This window comes from Loktanella atrilutea, assembly GCF_900128995.1.
GTDB lineage: Bacteria > Pseudomonadota > Alphaproteobacteria > Rhodobacterales > Rhodobacteraceae > Loktanella > Loktanella atrilutea.
Genome location: NZ_FQUE01000002.1, coordinates 285,198 through 304,240, shown reverse-complemented (window position 1 = coordinate 304,240; position 19,043 = coordinate 285,198). Strand labels below are relative to the sequence as shown.

At 63.2% G+C, this 19,043-nt stretch carries 17 protein-coding genes; 11 read left to right on the top strand and 6 right to left on the bottom strand.

From position 1 onward, the window contains the following. Positions 1-10: 10 nt before the first annotated feature. Both BUA54_RS06675 and BUA54_RS06670 read right to left on the bottom strand, forming a co-directional pair. Positions 11-1,081: a Hint domain-containing protein gene (locus BUA54_RS06675; RefSeq protein ID WP_072856449.1), complete on the bottom strand. Its 1,071-nt coding sequence runs from the start codon at positions 1,079-1,081 to the stop codon at positions 11-13. Positions 1,082-1,193: 112 nt separating this feature from the next. Continuing rightward, positions 1,194-2,093, bottom strand: coding sequence for a hypothetical protein (locus BUA54_RS06670; protein WP_072856448.1), 900 nt, complete (start codon positions 2,091-2,093; stop codon positions 1,194-1,196). Between the two features lie 248 nt (positions 2,094-2,341). Between BUA54_RS06670 and glgC the strand changes: the two genes are divergently transcribed. The 7 genes from glgC to comE are packed head-to-tail and all read left to right on the top strand — an operon-like array spanning position 2,342 to position 11,251. Continuing rightward, a complete protein-coding gene (gene glgC / locus BUA54_RS06665) occupies positions 2,342-3,613 on the top strand; it encodes a glucose-1-phosphate adenylyltransferase (protein ID WP_072856447.1) in 1,272 nt (423 codons plus the stop codon). A 3-nt stretch (positions 3,614-3,616) separates the two neighbouring features. Further along, a complete protein-coding gene (glgA, locus tag BUA54_RS06660) occupies positions 3,617-5,053 on the top strand; it encodes a glycogen synthase GlgA (protein ID WP_072856446.1) in 1,437 nt (478 codons plus the stop codon). Then, a complete protein-coding gene (gene glgX, locus BUA54_RS06655) occupies positions 5,050-7,176 on the top strand; it encodes a glycogen debranching protein GlgX (RefSeq protein ID WP_245810587.1) in 2,127 nt (708 codons plus the stop codon). The genes glgA and glgX overlap by 4 nt, the downstream gene beginning before the upstream one ends. Positions 7,177-7,203: 27 nt before the next feature. Next, positions 7,204-8,829 carry an alpha-D-glucose phosphate-specific phosphoglucomutase gene (locus BUA54_RS06650; protein ID WP_072856445.1) on the top strand — a complete coding sequence of 542 codons (1,626 nt, stop codon included), beginning with the start codon at positions 7,204-7,206 and terminating at the stop codon, positions 8,827-8,829. A gap of 54 nt (positions 8,830-8,883) precedes the next feature. Continuing rightward, entirely contained in the window at positions 8,884-10,200 is a 1,317-nt protein-coding gene (gene hisD / locus BUA54_RS06645; RefSeq protein WP_072856444.1) for a histidinol dehydrogenase, read from the top strand. Next, positions 10,197-10,700 (top strand): decarboxylase, encoded by a 504-nt coding sequence (locus BUA54_RS06640; RefSeq protein ID WP_072856443.1) that lies wholly within the window; start codon positions 10,197-10,199, stop codon positions 10,698-10,700. The genes hisD and BUA54_RS06640 overlap by 4 nt, the downstream gene beginning before the upstream one ends. After that, positions 10,697-11,251, top strand: a complete 555-nt coding sequence (gene comE, locus BUA54_RS06635; RefSeq protein WP_072856442.1) for a sulfopyruvate decarboxylase subunit beta — start codon at positions 10,697-10,699, stop codon at positions 11,249-11,251. The genes BUA54_RS06640 and comE overlap by 4 nt, the downstream gene beginning before the upstream one ends. A gap of 7 nt (positions 11,252-11,258) precedes the next feature. Here the strand turns inward: comE and gcvH are convergent, their stop codons facing one another. Next, complete coding sequence (gcvH, locus tag BUA54_RS06630) at positions 11,259-11,618, bottom strand: glycine cleavage system protein GcvH (RefSeq protein ID WP_072856441.1); 360 nt, start codon at positions 11,616-11,618, stop codon at positions 11,259-11,261. A gap of 121 nt (positions 11,619-11,739) precedes the next feature. Here gcvH and BUA54_RS06625 point away from each other — a divergent pair, with 121 nt between their 5' ends. Further along, positions 11,740-12,927, top strand: a complete 1,188-nt coding sequence (locus tag BUA54_RS06625) for an acetyl-CoA C-acyltransferase (protein ID WP_072856670.1) — start codon at positions 11,740-11,742, stop codon at positions 12,925-12,927. Here BUA54_RS06625 and BUA54_RS06620 read toward each other — a convergent pair. Genes BUA54_RS06620 through BUA54_RS06610 form a run of 3 tightly spaced genes read right to left on the bottom strand, consistent with a single transcriptional unit; the run spans position 12,924 to position 15,457 of the window. Then, entirely contained in the window at positions 12,924-13,034 is a 111-nt protein-coding gene (locus tag BUA54_RS06620; RefSeq protein WP_072856440.1) for a DUF2474 family protein, read from the bottom strand. The genes BUA54_RS06625 and BUA54_RS06620 overlap by 4 nt on opposite strands. Further along, positions 13,034-14,044: a cytochrome d ubiquinol oxidase subunit II gene (gene cydB / locus BUA54_RS06615; RefSeq protein ID WP_178352716.1), complete on the bottom strand. Its 1,011-nt coding sequence runs from the start codon at positions 14,042-14,044 to the stop codon at positions 13,034-13,036. The genes BUA54_RS06620 and cydB overlap by 1 nt, the downstream gene beginning before the upstream one ends. Positions 14,045-14,050: 6 nt before the next feature. Next, positions 14,051-15,457, bottom strand: a complete 1,407-nt coding sequence (locus BUA54_RS06610; protein ID WP_072856439.1) for a cytochrome ubiquinol oxidase subunit I — start codon at positions 15,455-15,457, stop codon at positions 14,051-14,053. A gap of 271 nt (positions 15,458-15,728) precedes the next feature. On the opposite strand from BUA54_RS06610, the gene BUA54_RS06605 reads away from it, so the two are divergent. The 3 genes from BUA54_RS06605 (at position 15,729) to BUA54_RS06595 (ending at position 18,943) form a co-directional block, all read left to right on the top strand. After that, positions 15,729-16,775, top strand: coding sequence for a TRAP transporter substrate-binding protein (locus BUA54_RS06605; protein ID WP_072856438.1), 1,047 nt, complete (start codon positions 15,729-15,731; stop codon positions 16,773-16,775). A gap of 90 nt (positions 16,776-16,865) precedes the next feature. Further along, the gene (locus BUA54_RS06600; RefSeq protein ID WP_072856437.1) at positions 16,866-17,450 is read left to right on the top strand and encodes a TRAP transporter small permease; all 585 of its coding nucleotides are present in this window, start codon (positions 16,866-16,868) and stop codon (positions 17,448-17,450) included. Continuing rightward, positions 17,447-18,943, top strand: coding sequence for a TRAP transporter large permease (locus BUA54_RS06595; protein ID WP_072856436.1), 1,497 nt, complete (start codon positions 17,447-17,449; stop codon positions 18,941-18,943). The genes BUA54_RS06600 and BUA54_RS06595 overlap by 4 nt, the downstream gene beginning before the upstream one ends. The last annotated feature ends 100 nt before the right edge of the window (positions 18,944-19,043 follow it).

Below are 19,043 nucleotides of genomic sequence, written 5' to 3'. Positions count from 1 at the left end.
CCGCACATATTCAGACCCGGCGCCCGGCATCATGGCATAGGATGACCGCTTCGCTGCGGGTCAGGACGCGTCGGGCGTGGCCGCCGTAGGCGTCGATGTCGTGTCGCAGTGCGGGCAAGCGACTGAACATCCGGTCGCGGTCGTCGTCGCCCATCGTAGACAGTGCGGCACTGGCGGGATGAAAGCTCTCGGTTGCCACGTTGTTGGCAAAGACGATCTGATGATGCGCCAGCATCATGTGGATGTAGGTAACCCTGCGCATGCCATGGTCGCGCAGCACCAGCGCATCGTCGACCAGATCCCGAGCCATGACCAAAACCTCCTCGGTATTGAAGAGGGCCCTTGCTCTGGGTCCGCGCAACACGAGGCGATGGTCGGGAGAGACCAGAAGGCCTGCATCCGGGACATCGTTGTCCAGCGCACCGGTGCGCAGGCGGATTGGCGCAAGATCCGGCATCGCGCGCAGCCGGGCACCTGTCACCTCGCGCCTGCCGATCCAGAGGACTTCGGCCGGTCCATTGTCGCGAGTCTGCACACGGCACCCTTCGACAAGCGAAGCGACATCGCGTGGCCCCTCCGGCGTCAGGATCATCGTGCCGGGGGTGAAGCAGATCACGCCGTGCGGCGGGGCCGAGGCTTCGGCCAATGTCATGATGTCGATGTCATGGCGCACGATCCAGAGGTCGGTATCGCGGGGCGGCAGGGCATCGTGGAACATCAAGAGAGGCGTGCGGCCGCGCCCGCGCGGGACTAGCGTGACGGTCCACGCGGCATAGCCGTCTGTAACGTCGAAGCTGTCTGTGAACAGCGGATCCTGCGGTGTCGGCGGGGGCCACGCTGCCGGAGCTCGCGATCCCGCCAGGATGCGTCGCACTGCGGGTGCAGCGCGCTTTCGTAGGTCTGCCATGTCCCTCGACGGCCCCAATGGAAGAATGGCGCTTGGCCCGTCCACGCGGACCGGCGCCCCGGTCCATGACCAGACGGCGCCCGCACGAATGTCGTCAACCGGCGCAGACCGGCGCCCGTCCAGTTCCGTTTGCGACCAGGGAACGACAAACGTGCCGGTAAAGCCCGTGTCCATGCCTGCTCTTTTAGCCTCGACTGCACGCCCCGCGTCGTTTGTCGCACGTGGTCATGAATCCAAGGTAGGCACAGCCGGGCCTCGTAGGCAAGCGACCGACTGCGGTTTATGGTCAGAAATTGAAATTCAGTTTCAGTGACCCCGTGATCCTTCCATCGGTCTGTCTGCGGATTTCGGGGCGGAGAGAGGTTGCATCGTAGAACAGGGCGATCCCGGACGCCAATTGCCAGCGATCGTCTGGGCGGCCGCTGTGGTTTGTAAATTGCGGAGACCTGTTGGATGGGCCGAGCGGCACATTGCTCTTGCCAAAAACCATGACATCGCCGCCCAGCAAAAAGTCGGCCCCCTGCACAGGGGCTTGTATGCTGTGGCCGAACGACAGGGTCGTCAGGTTTGTGCCGGAGAAATTATGTCGGCCCATAAGTTCACCGAGGATGAGGTCCAACTGGAAGCTTCTCCCATCATCCCAGGCGGCATGCTCATTCATTAAAAGGTAAGAAATAGTGGCGTGAGTCAAGGAAAGGGTATGGCGGGCATTGGCGGTCACAGTGGCAATGATCTGGTTCGGAGCCAAGGCGAAGTCGTTGACCTGCGCGATGATGTTGATCGGCCGAGATTCACTACGCGCTGTTTGCAGCTTATGATGCGCCAAATCGTCTTCAGATCCCCAAGGGGAAGTGCTGGCGCCAGTCGTAGGATAGACGCGCTTGAAACCACTCGCATTGCGATGCTCGACACGGTGCCGGGTTGGCACGAACGTTTCCGACCCGACGCGATATTGCGAGAATGAACCTGACGTAGTGGCCATGCCGGGGCCGAACGTCGGTGCATCCCGATGGTCGAAGAAGGGCGTGCAGGCGCGAAAGCAATCGCGACTGTCCGTCACCCGGTCGTCGTAAAACAGCCGTCCGTCGTCGATCTTGACATCTGATTGAGCCGTCGCGAACGACGTTGTCAATAAGAGCCACAACAGGGTCAGATAGTGCACGGCAATCCCGTTCTTCTTTCTCATGGCCTGGGCCGCCCCTCGATAAGGTCAAATATCGGGCAATACGACGCAGGGTTTTCAGGATCGAAAGCGCCGGTGATGCGCCGTATCCTGAGTCGCTGGCTTTCTGCCGCAGTCCTCAGATGACGGCCAATTTCTTTCTAAACCGTGAATATCTTGCGTTCCGCTGCCGGAGCGGTTGGAATGCATGAAAGCCGCGCGATCGTCGTCCGGTGCAAATGACGCCACATGAAATTTCTGGGAGGAAAGACATGAAACCGACGCCCAATACCCGCCTATCGAACCGCGCGCTGGCTTTCGTCCTGGCGGGCGGCCGGGGCAGCCGCCTGAAGGAACTGACCGACAACCGCGCTAAGCCGGCCGTCTACTTCGGCGGAAAGACCCGGATCGTCGACTTCGCCCTGTCGAATGCCCTGAATTCCGGTATCCGCAAGATGGCGATCGCCACGCAATATAAGGCCCACAGCTTGATCCGCCATTGCCAGCGCGGCTGGGGCTTCCTGCGGGCGGAGCGGAACGAATTCCTCGATATCCTTCCGGCCTCGCAGCGCATGGACGAGACGAAGTGGTACGTCGGCACCGCCGATGCGGTGACGCAGAACATCGATATCATCGACAGTTACGACATCGATTACATCGTGGTGCTGGCGGGCGACCACATCTACAAGATGGATTACGAGGTCATGCTGCAGCAGCATGTGGACACGGGCGCCGACGTGACGATCGGCTGCCTGACCGTGCCCCGGATGGAGGCGGTGGCCTTCGGCGTCATGCACGTCGACGGGCAGAACCGGATCACCGATTTTCTAGAAAAACCGAAGGATCCGCCCAGCATCCCCGGCGATCCAGATCACGCGCTTGCGTCCATGGGTATCTACATCTTCGACTGGAAAGTACTGCGTGCACGGTTGCTGGATGACCTGAACGACACCAATTCCAGCCACGATTTCGGCCACGACATCATTCCCTACATGGTGGCCAACGGCAAGGCGATGGCCCACCGGTTCGAGGATTCCTGCGTTACCTCGGGGCTGGAGACGGAACCCTACTGGCGTGACGTCGGCACAATCGATGCATTCTGGCAGGCCAATATCGACCTTACGCAATTCACGCCTCCTCTGGACCTTTACGATACCAGCTGGCCAATCTGGACCTACGCGGAAAGTGTCCCGCCGGCGAAGTTCATCCATAACGAGGATGGCCGACGCGGATCTGCCGTGTCGTCGATGGTCAGCGGCAACTGCATCATCTCCGGTTCCGAAATATCGGAATCCTTGCTTTTCACAGGCGTGCGGACACATTCTTATGCCGCGCTGCACCGGGTGGTCGCCCTGCCGGACGTTGTGGTCAATCGCAGCGCACAACTGCGCAACTGCGTCCTGGACCGCGGGGTCGAAATCCCTGAAGGACTGTCGATTGGCGAGGACCCTGACATGGACCGCGCAAACGGTTTCCGGGTGTCGGAAGGTGGCGTCGTGCTGGTCACGAAGGCCATGATCGACGCCTTCAACGACAGGGCCTGAGACATGCCGGGTCGCGTCCTTTCCGTCGCCTCCGAATACGTGCCGCTGATCAAGACTGGCGGTCTGGCAGATGTGGCAGGTGCCTTGCCCGGCGCATTGGCCGGGCAGGGATGGGACATGCGTACCCTGCTGCCGGCCTATCCCGATCTGATCGCGCGGACCGAGGCGGACAGCGTGCTGTGGTCCGACCCGGACCTTTTCGGCGGTCCGGCGCGGGTCCGCGCGGGGCAGGTGGGGGCCGACACGGTGTTGTTGCTGGATGCGCCACACCTCTACGACCGCAATGGTGGCCCCTACGGCGATCCGCAGGATTTCCCCGACAATGCGATACGGTTTGCGGCCCTGTCATGGGCCGCCTCCTGCATTGCCATCGAAGGTCTGTCCGATGGTTGGACGCCGGACATCCTTCATGGGCACGACTGGCAAGCGGGCTTCGCACCCGCCTACCTGCGGTTTGCCGGCGATACCCGTGTCAGGACGGTCATGACCATCCATAACATCGCGTTCCAAGGAAATGCCCCTGCCGCCATGCTGGGACAGCTGCGCCTGCCGTTCGAAGCTTTCAATTCCGATACGCTGGAATACTGGGGGCACCTGTCCAGCCTGAAGGCGGGCCTCGCTACAGCCGATGCCATCACGACCGTCAGCCCGACCTATGCGGCAGAACTGATGCGCGGCGACTTCGGCATGGGGCTCGAGGGGTTGATGGCCTATCGCGCTGGGGACCTGCACGGCATCCTGAATGGCATCGATGACGCCGTCTGGAACCCGGAAACAGATCCCGAGATTGCCCAGACCTACAGCCGCACCTCGCTTGGCCGCAAGAAAGCCAATCGCGACGGGCTGATGGCAGAGTTCGGGCTGACCGGTATCGACGGGCCGCTTGCGATCGTGGTCAGCCGTCTGACGGATCAGAAGGGCATCGACCTGATCGTCGCCGCTGCCGCGGATTTCGTGGCAATGGGCGGCGGCCTTGCCATTCTGGGATCCGGCGAACGCCGTCTGGAGGAGGCATTGAAGGATCTGGCCAGGGCGCACCCGGATCGGATCGGCCTGCGGATCGGCTATGACGAGGCGTTGTCGCACCGCATGTTCGCGGGCGGCGATGCGGTGCTGGTCCCTTCGCGGTTCGAGCCCTGCGGCCTGACCCAGCTTTACGGCCTGCGCTACGGCTGCGTCCCCGTCGTGGCGTTGACGGGGGGCCTTGCGGATACGGTGATCCATGCCAACCCGATGGCGCGGCAGGCCGGAGTGGCGACGGGCGTTCAGTTCCATCCGATTGATGCAATGGCCTTCGGTCAGGCGCTGCGGACCGTGGTTGATTTGCATCGCGATACGAAGGGATGGGCGCTGATGCAAAAACGCGGGATGTCCCAGTCGCTGGGATGGGATACATCTGCTTTAACTTATGCCGCCTTATACGAGTCGCTGACCGCGTGAACGCAAACCTCAATCAGGGCATTCCGACCAAACTGCGCGATCACCCGCTCGCCGCCGGCCGTCCAAACCCGCTCGGCGCCACTTTCGATGGGCAGGGCGTCAATTTCGCAGTGTTCTCGGAACATGCCGAAGCGATCGACCTTTGTCTCTTTACCGATGACGGCCGCAAGGAAAGGGCGCGCATCCCTCTGCTGGAACGGGACGGCGACATCTGGCACGTCTATGTCGCGGGCATCACGCCGGGTGCGAAATACGGTTTTCGTGTTCAGGGTCCCTATGATCCGGAACAGGGCCACCGCTTCAACTACAACAAGCTGCTGCTGGACCCCTACGCCAAACGCATCTCGGGCAAGTTACGCTGGTCCGATGCAGTCATGGGCTACAAGGTCGGCAGTCCGCGTGCGGACCTGAGTTTCGACAACCGCGACAGCGCCTTCGCGGTTCCGCGCAGCATGGTGGTCGATCCGTCCTTCAACTGGGGCGACGACAAGCCGCCGGCCGTTACGCCATCCGACACAGTCCTTTACGAAGCCCACATCAAAGGCATGACAGCGCGCATGCCCGGCGTGTCGCCAATGACCCGTGGCAGGTTCCTCGGCCTGTCGTCAGAGCCGGTGTTGGAACATCTGACGCGTATTGGCGTGACGACCGTCCAGCTGATGCCGGCGCAGGCCTATGTCGACGACCATTTCCTGTCGCAGCAGGGGTTGCGGAACTACTGGGGTTACAACACGATCGGCTTCTTTGCCCCCGAACCGCGCTACATGACCGATCAGGGGGTCTGGGAGTTCCAGACCATGGTGCGGCGCTTCCATTCTGCCGGGATTGAGGTGGTGCTGGACGTGGTCTATAACCACACCGCCGAAGGCAACGAACTGGGGCCGACCCTGTCGTTCAAGGGGTTCGACAACCTGTCCTATTACCGTCTGGCTGAAGACAGGCGGTTCTACGTCAACGATACCGGCACCGGCAATACGCTGCGCGTCGAACACCCCATGGTGCTGCGCATGATCATGGATTCCATGCGCTACTGGGTCGAGGTGATGCATGTCGATGGCTTCCGCTTCGACCTTGCCACGATACTGGGACGGGAAGAGCATGGCTTCGACCGGCAGGGCGGGTTCCTCGACGCGCTGCGGCAGGACCCGGTACTGGGCAACGTCAAGCTGATCGCGGAACCCTGGGACCTTGGCCCCGGCGGCTACCAGTTGGGCAACTGGCCGCATCCCTTCCTAGAGTTCAACGACAAGTATCGCGACAACGTCCGTAAGTACTGGCGCGGCGACACGGGGATGACGGCGGAACTGGCCAAGCGCGTCGTCGGGTCTGCCGAGCAATTTGACCATTCGGGCCGGGCCGCCACGTCGTCGGTCAATTTCGTCACCGTCCACGATGGTTTCGTGCTGGAAGACCTCGTCAGCTACAACGTCAAGCACAACAAGGCCAACGGCGAGGACAATCGCGACGGCAAGGATGACAACTATTCGGACAATCTGGGTCACGAAGGCCCGACCGACGACGCCGCGATCCGCGCTGCCCGCGCACAACGCAAGCGTAACCTGCTGGCCACGGTCTTTCTCAGCCAAGGCACCCCGTTCCTGCTGTCCGGGGACGAGATCGGGAATTCGCAATGGGGCAACAACAATACCTATGCGCAGGACAACGATCAGGGCTGGGTGAACTGGCACAAGCCAGACCACAAGCTGCTCGCCTTCGTCGAAAGGCTCGCGCACCTGCGCCGCGCGCACCCGGTGCTGCGACAGTCGCGGTTCCTGCACAGCCGGGCGCGGCGCGTCGACGGAAAGCCCGACCTGTTCTGGCGGATGCCCGACGGGCGCGCACCATCGGCCGCCGACTGGCAGAACCCCGACTGGCGCGCCCTGTCGGTCGAAGTGCGCACCTCCTCGGACACGCCGGAATACGCGGCCTCGACGGACACACTGTTCCTGACCTTCAATGCGGGTGACGAGGTCACGATCACGCTGCCGGACCTTCCGGACAACTGCCTGTGGGAACTCGTGCTCGACACGGCCGCGCCGGAGGACGGACCGCAATGCATCGGCGATGCGACGGCCAAGATCGCAGCACATTCCGTCTGCGTCTTTGCCCAGACCCCCGCTTGACCTAAGTCCGCTTCAGGAGGACCGCCCATGCATACCGTCACCACCCGGCCCATCGAAGGTCAGAAGCCCGGCACATCCGGCCTGCGCAAGAAGACCCGCGTCTTCATGCAGCCGCACTACCTTGAAAACTTCGTGCAAAGCGTCTTCGACTCCATCGGCGGGGCGGCAGGCAAGACCTTTGTTGTCGGTGGCGACGGGCGGTTCTTCAACGACCGCGCGGCGCAGGTGATCCTGCGTATGGCCGCCGCCAACGGGGCCGCGCATGTCATCGTGGGGCAGGGCGCGCTGTTGTCGACGCCTGCCGCCTCGCACCTCATTCGCCTGAACAAGACCGACGGTGGCCTGATCATGTCGGCCAGCCACAACCCCGGCGGCGAGGACGAGGATTTCGGGATCAAGTTCAACGGACCCAACGGCGGCCCGGCGGCGGAAGGATTGACCGATCGCATCTTCGCCCGCACGAAAGAGATTGCGGAATACAAGATCACCGATGCGCAGGACATCGACCTGTCGCGGATCGGAGAGACCGCGCTGGGCGACATGAAGATCACCGTCGTCGATCCCGTAACCGACTACGCCGCATTGATGGAGACACTGTTCGACTTCGACAAGATCCGCGCAATGATTGCGGACGGCTTCCGCATCCGCTTCGATGCAATGAACGCGATCACGGGGCCGTACGCGATCGAGATCATCGAGAACCGCCTCGGTGCCGCCGAGGGCTCGGTCGTTCACGGCACGCCGCTACCCGACTTCGGCGGGATGCACCCGGATCCCAACCCCACCTGGGCGCACGAGTTGATGGACACCATGAACGGCCCCGATGCGCCGGACTTTGGTGCCGCCAGCGACGGCGATGGCGACCGGAACATGATCGTAGGGCCGAACGTCTATGTCAGCCCGTCCGACAGCCTGGCCGTGCTGGCCGCCAACGCGCATCTGGCAAAGGGCTATACCGAAGGTCTGGCCGGCGTGGCCCGGTCGATGCCGACCTCAGCCGCCGCCGACCGCGTGGCGCAGAAGATGGGGTTGCCCTGCTACGAAACGCCCACAGGCTGGAAGTTTTTCGGCAACCTCATGGACGACAATCGCGTGACCCTTTGCGGAGAGGAATCCTTCGGCACCGGGTCCAACCACGTGCGCGAAAAAGACGGCGTCTGGGCCGTTCTGATGTGGCTGAACATCCTTGCGGTGCGCAAGATGTCCGTGGTCGAAATCATGCAGGATCACTGGCAGACTTACGGACGAAACTACTATTCTCGCCACGATTACGAAGCGATCGAGACAGATACAGCGAACGCTCTGGTGACGGACCTGCGCGCGAAATTACCCGACCTGCCGGGACAGACGATTCAGGGGCGCACCATCGCCACCGCCGACGACTATACTTACCACGATCCGGTCGACGGGTCGGTGTCCGAACATCAGGGTATCCGCGTGATCTTCGACGACGCCGCGCGCTTCGTGATCCGGCTGTCCGGGACAGGCACCTCGGGGGCGACCCTCCGCCTTTACCTGGAGTCGCTGGAGCTTGACCCCGCCAATTTCGACCGCGATCCGCAGGACGCGCTGGCCGGCATCATTGGCGCGGCAGAGGAGATCGCGGGGATCAAGGCCCGCACGGGGCGCGACGGTCCGGACGTCACCACCTGACCCTTGCCAATTGCCCCGCCCCGGACGCAAGGTAGCGCCGAGAGCGGAGGGGCGATGACGCGGACCTATCTGAAACGGGCAACCCGGCGGCCAGAAACGGACGCCTCCGACGTGCGGCAGATCGTGCAGGACATGCTCACCCGGATCGAGGCGGGCGGCGATGCGGTTGCGCTGGAATACGCGCGCCAGTTCGACCGTTACGACGGCACCGTTGTCCTGAGCGCCGCACAGATCGCCGCCGCCTGCGACCGCGTGCCGGAAGTGACCAAAGCCGACATCCGCTTTGCCCACGCCAATATCGCGCGATTTGCCACCGCCCAGCGTGCAACCTTGCAGGATATAACGCTGGAGGTCTTGCCCGGACTGACCGTGGGCCAGCGAAACCTCCCAGTCAGCGCCGCCGGATGCTATGTTCCGGGTGGCCGTTACAGCCATATCGCCAGCGCGATCATGACGGTGACGACGGCGAAGGTCGCTGGCGTCGGTCACATCACCGCCTGCTCGCCGCCGCGTGGGGCCGACGGTATCGATGACGCCCTGATCTTTGCCGCCGATCTGTGCGGCGCCGACACCATCGTCGCGATGGGCGGTGTGCAAGCCATCGCCGCCATGGCCTTCGGTCTGCTGGGCCTGCCGCCCGCGGACATCCTCGTCGGTCCCGGCAACCAGTTCGTGGCCGAGGCGAAACGCCTCCTCTTCGGCCGCGTCGGTATCGACATGGTGGCCGGCCCCACCGACAGCCTCATCGTGGCGGACGCGACGGCAGAGCCCGCCATCGTCGCCGCCGACCTCGTAGGGCAGGCAGAACATGGCTACAATTCACCCGTCTGGCTGATCACGGATGATGAAACCCTGGCCTGTGACGTCATGGCCCGCGTGCCCGCTCTGATCGCCAGCCTGCCGGAGGTCAATCGCCTGAATGCCGAGGCCGCGTGGCGCGACTGCGCCGAGGTGATCCTTTGCGACAGCCGCGAGGAACTGGCCGCCACGTCGGATGACTATGCGCCGGAACACCTGCACGTGCAGGCCGCCGACCTGCCATGGTGGCTGAACCGCCTGCGCAACTACGGCAGCCTCTTTCTGGGCGAGGAGACGACGGTGGCCTTCGGCGACAAGGCCAGCGGCACGAACCATGTCCTGCCGACCAGCGGGGCCGCGAAATACACCGGCGGCCTGTCGGTCCACAAGTTCATGAAGATCGTCACGTGGCAGCAGGCGACCCGCCTCGGTGCGCGCCCCGTTGCCGAGGCGACGGCGCGCATCTCTCGCCTCGAGGGGATGGAGGGGCACGCCCGCACCGCCGACGTGCGGCTGGCGAAATACTTCCACGACTTCGACCCGGCCACCACCCAGATCAAGGAAACCCCGTGAACATCTCCGAGAAACTGGTCGCGGACTTCGCGGCGAACGACGTGGGTTTCATCACCACCGTCCCCTGCAAGCAACTGGCCGGCGTCATCGACGCGGTGGAGGCGCACCCGGACATCCGCCACATTCCGGCGAACAAGGAGGACGAGGGCATGGGTCTGTGTGCCGGGGCCTTCATGGGGGGCACCCGAAGTGCCATCATCATGCAGAACACCGCCATCGGCGTGACGATCAACACGCTTGTCACGCTGATCCAGTATTACCGCATACCGCTGCCGATGCTGATCTCGTACCGGGGCGAATTGCGCGAGCCCGTCGCCTGTCAGGCCGAGATGGCAGTCCACACCAAGGCGCTGCTGGCGCAGCTGAACATCCCGACCTATCACTTCCACAAGCTGTCGGACGCGGACGAATTTGACGCGATCCTGAAATACACCTTCATGTGCAACAAGCCGGTCGCGATCCTGACGGATGCGTCCTTCTGGGGAGGATATGGCGAATGATCCGGTCGGAAATCCTGAAACACATCGCGCCGATTCTGGACGGCCAGCTTGCGGTCTGCAACATCGGCATTCCCAGCCAGGAACTGCACGCGATCCACGACCAGGCCAGCAACTTCTACATGCTGGGCACGATGGGGCTGGCGTCTTCCATCGGTCTTGGGTTGGCGCTGGCGCAGCCCAAGACCGTCATCGCCATCGACGGCGACGGGTCGGTGCTCACGAACCTCGGCACGCTGCCGACCATCGCCAACAACGTGGCCAACAACTTCATCCTGTTGATCATCGACAACGGCAGCTATGGCTCTACCGGCGATCAGCCGACCTACGCAGGGATGAAAACGAAGCTTGAGGACGTGGCGAGGGCCTGCGGCTGCGAGAACGTGATCGCATGCGCGGCCGAGGACACGGGTACGACCCTGCAGGCCGCAATCGACAGCGGGAAACAAACCGTCATCGTCTGCAAGTGCGAAAGCGGCAATGCCAAGATGCCCGTCATCACGATGGACCCCGTCACCATCCGGGACCGGTTCATGGGGGCGGTAAAGGCCTAGCTGCCGATCAGCCCACGTATTTCTTGTAGGCGCCCTCGTCCATGAGGTCGTCCATCTCGTCCATGTCCTCTGGCGTTATGGCAAAGAGCCAGCCGTCGCCAACGGGATCGTCAGCCAGAAGCCCGGGGTTCTTGGTCAGCGCCGTATTCACGTCCGCGATCTCTCCGCCGATGGGGGCGAGGATGTCGGAGGTCGTCTTGTCGCTTTCGACGACGGCACATTCGTCGTCCTTCACCACGGTATCCCCTTCTTCCGGCAGCTCGACGAAGGCGATCTCGCCCAGTTCGGCCACGCCGAATTCGGTCACGCCGACGACGATCATCCCGTCTTCCTCGCGCAGCCAGAGGTGTTCTTCGGTGAATTTCATGGACCCGTCCTTCGGCGCTTGCTCCGTTCTTCCATAGGATAGGCGCGAAGCCTGTGCCTTCAAGCGGTCTTGCACGAGGTTTTCGGACGCGCGAGGATGCGTGCAGACCGGGGAGGGCAGCATGACCGACATCTACATCACGGGGGCGGCGCGCACGCCCCTTGGCGCGTTTCAGGGAACGTTTTCCGACGTGACGGCCCCGCAGCTGGGCAGCGTGGCAATCCATGCGGCACTGGACAGAGCCGGTGTCGATCCGACGACGGTGGACGAGGTGCTGATGGGCAACGTGTTGCCCGCAGGTCTTGGTCAAGCGCCGGCGCGGCAGGCGGCACTGGGGGCCGGACTGAGCGTCGCCACGCCCTGCACCACGGTCAGCAAGGTCTGCGGATCGGGCATGAAGGCCGTGACGCAGGGCATGGATGCCATCCTGTGCGGCAACGTGTCCACCGTGGTCGTCGGCGGGATGGAGAGCATGACCAACGCCCCCTACCTGCTACCGAAGGCGCGGGGCGGCGCCCGCATCGGTCACGACGTCATGCTCGATCACATGATGCTGGACGGGCTTGAGGATGCTTATGCCCGCACCAATACCGGTGCCCGCCGGTCGATGGGCACCTTCGGGGAGGATTGCGCGGCGCACTACGGCTTCGACCGGGCGGCGCAGGATGACTTCGCGATCGAAAGCGTGACCCGGGCGAAGCGGGCCGCAGACGAGGGCCTTTTCGATTGGGAAATCGCGCCCGTCATGGCAGGACGCAAGGGCGACGTGCAGGTCAGCCGCGACGAGGGGCCGGACCGAATCGACACAGCGAAAATTCCGAAGCTACGCACGGCCTTTGCCGAGGGCGGCACGATCACCGCGGCCTCGGCGTCGTCCATTAACGATGGGGCGGCGGCGCTGGTGCTGATGTCGGGTGAGGCGATGTCGGCCGCGGGGGTCAGCCCGCTGGCACGGATCGTCGGACATGCCGCCTACGCTGGCGAACGGGGCTGGTTCACCACGGCGCCGATCTTCGCCATGCGGACACTGGCGAAGCGGATCGGCTGGGCCTTGGCCGACGTCGATCTGTTCGAAATCAATGAAGCTTTCGCCGTGGTGCCGATGGCCGCGATGGCGGATTGCGGAATACCCCGTGACCGGCTGAACGTCCACGGCGGCGCCGTAGCCCTCGGTCATCCGATCGGCGCCTCCGGCGCGCGGATCATCGTCACCCTGCTGGGCGCAATGCGTGCGCGCGGGGCGCAGCGGGGGATCGCCAGCATCTGCATCGGTGGCGGCGAGGCGCTGGCGGTCGCACTGGAAGCCTAGAGGATCGCCAGCCGGATCGCGAAGGCGACGACGGCCAAGGCGGCGACACTTGCGAACCAGATCGCCACGAACCACGCGATCCGCTGCCAGAGGGGACCGGTCGCCATCAGTGATAGCCGTTTTCGGGATCCAGCTTGCCACGGAACACCCAGTAGGCATAGGCCGTGTAGGCCAGGATCAGCGGGATCAGGACAGAGGTCCCGACCAGCGCGAACTTCAGGCTGGAATCCGGTGCGGCGGCATCGGTGATCAGCAGCGACGGCGGCACGATATAGGGGTAGAAACTGATCCCGATGCCGATGAAGCTGATGACGAAAAGCCCCTCTGCCGCGAAGAAGGGTATGACATCCCGCCCGCGGGCGATGCCCGTGAACAGCATGTAGACCGTGAATAGCAGCAGGATCGGTATCGGCAGGGTGTAAAGGAAGCCGGGCATGGCGAACCAGCGTTCGAAATAGGTGTAGTTCTGGAACGGTGTCCAGACGCTGACCGCCGCGATGAAGGCCAGCGTCGCGATTGCCAACGGCTTGGCAAGGTCGCGCATCCGGTGGTGGACCGCCCCGTCCGTCTTCATCATGACCCAACAGGCGCCCAGCAGGGCATAGCCCACCACGACCGCGATGCCGGTGGTGATCGAGAACGGCGTCAGCCAGTCCCACCAGCCGCCGGAGTAATGACGCTCCGTCACCTTGATTCCCTGGACCAGCGCGCCGAGAGAAATGCCCTGACACAGGGCCGCCATCGTGGACCCCCCGAAGAAGGCGATATCCCAGACGCGCTTCCACCGCTCCGTCCTCCACCGGTATTCAAAGGCGACACCCCTGAACACCAGCGCCAGAAGCATCAGGATGATCGGCATGTACAACGCCGACATCACGACCGCATAGGCCAGTGGAAACACCGCGAAAAGGCCGCCGCCGCCCAGGATCAGCCAGGTTTCGTTACCGTCCCATATCGGCGCGACCGAATTCATCATGGTGTCGCGGTCCTTCTTGGACTGGGCGAAGGGAAACAGGATGCCCACGCCCAGATCGAACCCGTCAAGGATGATGTAGGTCAGTACGGCGAAGGCGATAAGCCCGGCCCAGATGAAGGAAAGCTCGAAAATGACGTCCATTGTGCCTTACTCCGCCGGGTGCGCGTTGTGGGTCTGTTGCAGCGGCGTGATTCCTGCCGCGCGCACCGGACCGTCACGCAGGCCCAGACGCGGTGTGCCGGGATACTTGCCCATCATCCGCATGATGTAGAATGTGCCCGCGCCGAAGACGAAGAAGTATACGACGATGAAGGCGATCAATGACGCTGCAACGGCTGGTGCCGCAACGGGGCCAAGGCTCTCTGACGTGCGCAGCATGCCGTAGACCGTATAGGGCTGGCGCCCCACCTCTGTCGTGATCCAGCCGGCCAGCACCGCCACGAAGCCCATGGGCCCCATCACGACGGCCGCCCGGTGCAGCCACGTCGTGTCGTAAAGTCGCCCGCGCCAGCGCTGGATCCCGCCCCAAAGACCCATCCCCAGCATCGCAAAGCCGATGCCGACCATGATCCGGAAGCTGAAGAACACGATCGTGACCGGCGGTTCCTCGTCATCGGGTACGGTATCGAGGCCGGCCAGCGGGGCGTTCCAGTCGTGCTTGAGGATCAGGGACGACAGCTTCGGCACTTCTACCGCATAGTCGATCCGCTTTTCCGCCGGGTTGGGAATGCCGAAGAGGACAAGCGGCGCGCCGTCGGGGTGGCTGTCGTAATGCCCCTCCATCGCCATGATCTTGACCGGCTGGTGTTCCAGCGTGTTGATACCGTGCTCGTCACCGGCGAAGATCTGGATCGGCGTGACGATCAGCGCCATCCACATCGCCATGGAGAACATGGTCCGCGTTGCAGGATTGCTGCGATCCTTCAGCAAATGCCAACCCGCGACACCGGCGACCACAAAAGCTGTGGTGAGGTAGGCCGCAAGCACCATATGTACGAGGCGGTAGGGGAACGACGGGTTGAATATGATCGCCCACCAGTCCTCCGGCACGAACTGGCCGACCTCGTTCATGGAAAAGCCCGCGGGGGTCTGCATCCAGCTGTTCACGCTCAGGATCCACGTGGCCGACATCAGCGTGCCGCCCGCGACCATTGCGGTGGCGAACATGTGCAGCCCGTTGCCCACCTTTTCACGGCCGAACAGCATGATGCCGAGGAAACCTGCCTCGAGGAAGAAGGCGCTCAGCACCTCGTAGGCCATTAGCGGGCCGAGGACCGGCCCGGTCTTGTCGGCGTATTCGGACCAGTTCGTGCCGAACTGGTAGGACATGACGATGCCCGACACGACGCCCATCCCGAAGGCCACCGCGAAGATCTTTTTCCAGTAGTCGAAGACAGTGCGATACACCGCGTCGCCCGTCCACAACCACAGCGCGTTCAGCACGGCCAAAAAGCTGGCGAGGCCGATCGAGAACGCGGGAAAGATGATGTGGAACGATACGGTAAAGGCAAACTGGAATCGCGCCAGTGTCTCTGCTGCGAAGCTGCTGAGCATATCTTTTGTCCTCTACTGTTGCCCGGATGGGCTGGGCTTGGCATGCAATTTGCATCTAGAGCACGTGGCATCCATGAGGCAAACCCGCGCAGACACCGCTGCCGCCCCTATTTCGCGTCATAGTGCTTTGCAGGCACTGATATAAATCAGCAGAATTCGCAGGCTCTGGTCGGATTTCCCATGACAAGCCCGTGGTCATCTGCATCATGCGGCCCATGGCGCAGGCGATTTCGACCTGCCGCCGCCGCATTGAACGTCTGGGAGGACCGGGATGAGAACCAATCGTAGAACCCTGTTGGGAGCCGCAGGTGCCATGGCCCTGCTGGCACTGACCGCCACCGGCGCACGCGCGCAGGAGGTCACGCTGAAGCTGCATCAGATGCTTCCCGCGCAGGCCTCCGTTCCGAAACTGATCCTCGACGTCTGGGCCGACAAGGTCGAGGCGGATTCCGGCGGTCGCATCAAGATCGACCGCTATCCCTCGATGCAACTTGGCGGTTCGCCTCCCGAGTTGATCGACCAGGTCGTCGATGGTGTCGCCGACATCGTCTGGACCGTCGTGGGCTACACGCCGGGCCGCTTTCCCAGCACCGAGGTCTTCGAACTGCCTTTCTTCGTGAGCGACCCCAAGGCTGCCGCATATGCCTTCTGGAAGATGTACGAAAAGGACATGAAGGACGGAGAGTTCAAGGACGTCCATATGCTGGGAACCTGGGTCCATGGTCCGGGCCTGTTCCACACAAAGGATCCGGTCGAAACGCCAGAGGATTTGCAGGGGATGAAAATCCGCGGCGGCTCACGCCTTGTAAACCAGATGCTGGAGGCCGTGGGCGCCACGCCCGTCGGCATGCCGGTGCCCGCCGTGTCGGAAGCCCTCTCCAAGGGTGTCATCGACGGCACCACCCTACCATGGGAAGTGACAAGCGCTCTCAAGGTTGCCGAACTGGTCCACAACCATACCGATTTCGAAGGGAATGGCCTTTATACGCTCGCCTTCGTCCTGGCGATGAACCCGGCCTCCTACGACGCGCTGCCGGATGACCTGAAGGCGGTCATCGACGCGGATTCGGGCCTCGATTTCTCGATCCTGGCGGCAGAGGTCAATCTGGCGGCCGATGGACCGGCGAGGCAGATTGCAGAGGACATGGGCAACGAATTCATCACGATTGATGCGGCGACAGTGGAATCCGACTGGATGCCGCTGGTAGAGCCGATCTATGCCAACTGGGCCGCCGACATGGATGCCAAGGGCTACGACGGACAGGCGCTGATCGACGAGGCACGTGCCCTGATGGACGAGTACAAGGCCAGCAACTGACCTTTCGGTCGACGATGAACCATACGGGGGCGTCCGCGGGCGGACGCCCCCGCGCATGCGGACAGGGCGTGCCACCACTGGGAGACGGCGATGTATCGTGCCATTCTGAGACTGTCGCAACTGATGGCGTGGCTGGGCGGCGCCATGCTGACCGCACTCATCCTGCTGGTCTGCCTTTCCGTCGTTGGGCGAGAGCTGAATTCCATCCTGCATGGCGACGTCATGTCCGGCCTGGCCCCCGGCCTTGCGACATGGCTTCTGGATCTGGGCGTCGGCCCGGTCAACGGCGACTTCGAACTGGTCGAAGCCGGCATTGCCTTTTCGATTTTCGCCTTCCTGCCCCTCTGCCAGATCACCGGTGGCCATGCGGCGGTCGACGTCTTCACGAATTACCTGCCTGACCCCGCCAATCGGGGGCTGCGACTGGCTACGGACATCGTCTTTGCCGCGGTCATGGTCCTGATTGCCTGGCAATTGTGGTTGGGCCTGCTGTCGAAGCTCGACGCCGGCCAGACGACTTTTCTGCTCGAAATGCCTGTCTGGTGGGCCTACGCTTTGTCACTTCTGGGTGCAGTCGTAGCGGCGGTGGTGGCCTGCTATATCGCCGCCGTGCGCCTGCGGGAAACGCTGACCGGCACCACGATCCTGCCCGCCGATCTGGGGGCAGAGCATTGAGCGACCTTACGATCGGTATCGTATCATTCCCGGCGCTGCTCGGGCTGATCTTCCTGCGGGTTCCCATCGGTCTCGCCATGTTCCTCGCGGGCCTTGTCGGGCTGGTGCTTGTGACCGGCGACACCACGATCCCCTTCGCGCGCCTGAAGTCCGAAACCTTCACGACCTTTTCCAGCTATTCGCTGTCAATCATCCCGATGTTCCTGCTGATGGGTCACTTCGCGACACTCGGCGGCATGAGCCAGGCCCTCTTCAAGGCGGCGGAGGGGTTCCTCGGCCACCGGCGCGGCGGCGTGGCGATGGCCGCCATCGGCGCCTGCGCGGGCTTCGGCGCAATCTGCGGGTCGAGTCTCGCCACGGCCGCCACGATGAGCCGCGTTGCCCTGCCAGAGTTGCGCCGTTACGGCTATGCCGGCGGGTTCTCTACTGCGACGTTGGCGGCGGGTGGCACTCTGGGCATTCTAATCCCGCCTTCTATCGTGCTCGTGATCTACGCCATTCTGACGGAACAGAACATCGCGAAGCTGTTTCTTGCCGCCTTCATTCCCGGTGTGCTCGCGGCGCTGGGCTACGTCATCGTCATCGGCATCTACGTCCGCCTGTACCCCGAAAGCGCCGGCACGCGCCCCCGGGTCGGCTGGGCGGCCAGATTGCGTGGCGTCATCGCGGTCTGGCCCGTGCTGATTGTCTTTGCCCTCGTCGTCGGCGGCATCTACGCGGGGTGGTTCACCCCCACCGAAGGGGCCGCCGTCGGCGCGCTGGGCACTGGAACCATTGCCTGGGCCAATGGCGGCCTGACATGGACCACACTGGGCGAATCCTTCATGGTGACGGCGCGGTCGACGGCGATGATCTTCTTCATCGTGCTGGGGGCTGCCTTCTACAACGGCTTCCTCGCGCTGACCCAAGTGCCGCAGGAAATCGCGCTCTGGGTCGTGGACCAGGGCCTGTCACCGCTGCTCGTGCTGACAGTGATCCTGATCTTCTATTTGCTGCTGGGCTGCCTGATGGACAGCCTGTCGATGATCCTGCTGACGATCCCGATCTTCTGGCCCGTAGTGCAGGGCCTCGATTTTGGCTTCGTGAGTCTTGTCGATCTGCAAAGTGCGCGGCTGACCGAGCTCGTTCAAAGCGGCACGCAGGTGGCCCCCGACCTGCTCGCGCAGGCGCAGGATATGCTGGCGCAGGGTCTGGAACTGACCCGGGACCAGATGAAGGAACTCGGGCTGCGCGGCGCGAACGAAGGTGCGCTGTCACGGATCAACACCGAACGTGTCGCGATCTGGTTCGGTATCCTCGTGCTGATCGTGGTCGAGGTCGGGCTGATCACCCCACCCGTCGGCATGAACCTCTTCATCATCAACGCAATGGACCGCAAGACGCCGATGTCGGACACCTACAGGGCCGTGATGTTCTACGTTGCCTCCGACCTCGTGCGCGTTGCTATTCTCGTGGCGTTCCCCATTGTGACGCTGGCCCTTATTCCCTGGTAGCGCGCGCCTTGGGGCGGCATGGTTTGGCAGCCTTTGGTCCGCGGGAGCGGGGCAGGGGTAACGACTTTTGCAATAGTCAGACGAGGTTCAGGGGACATTA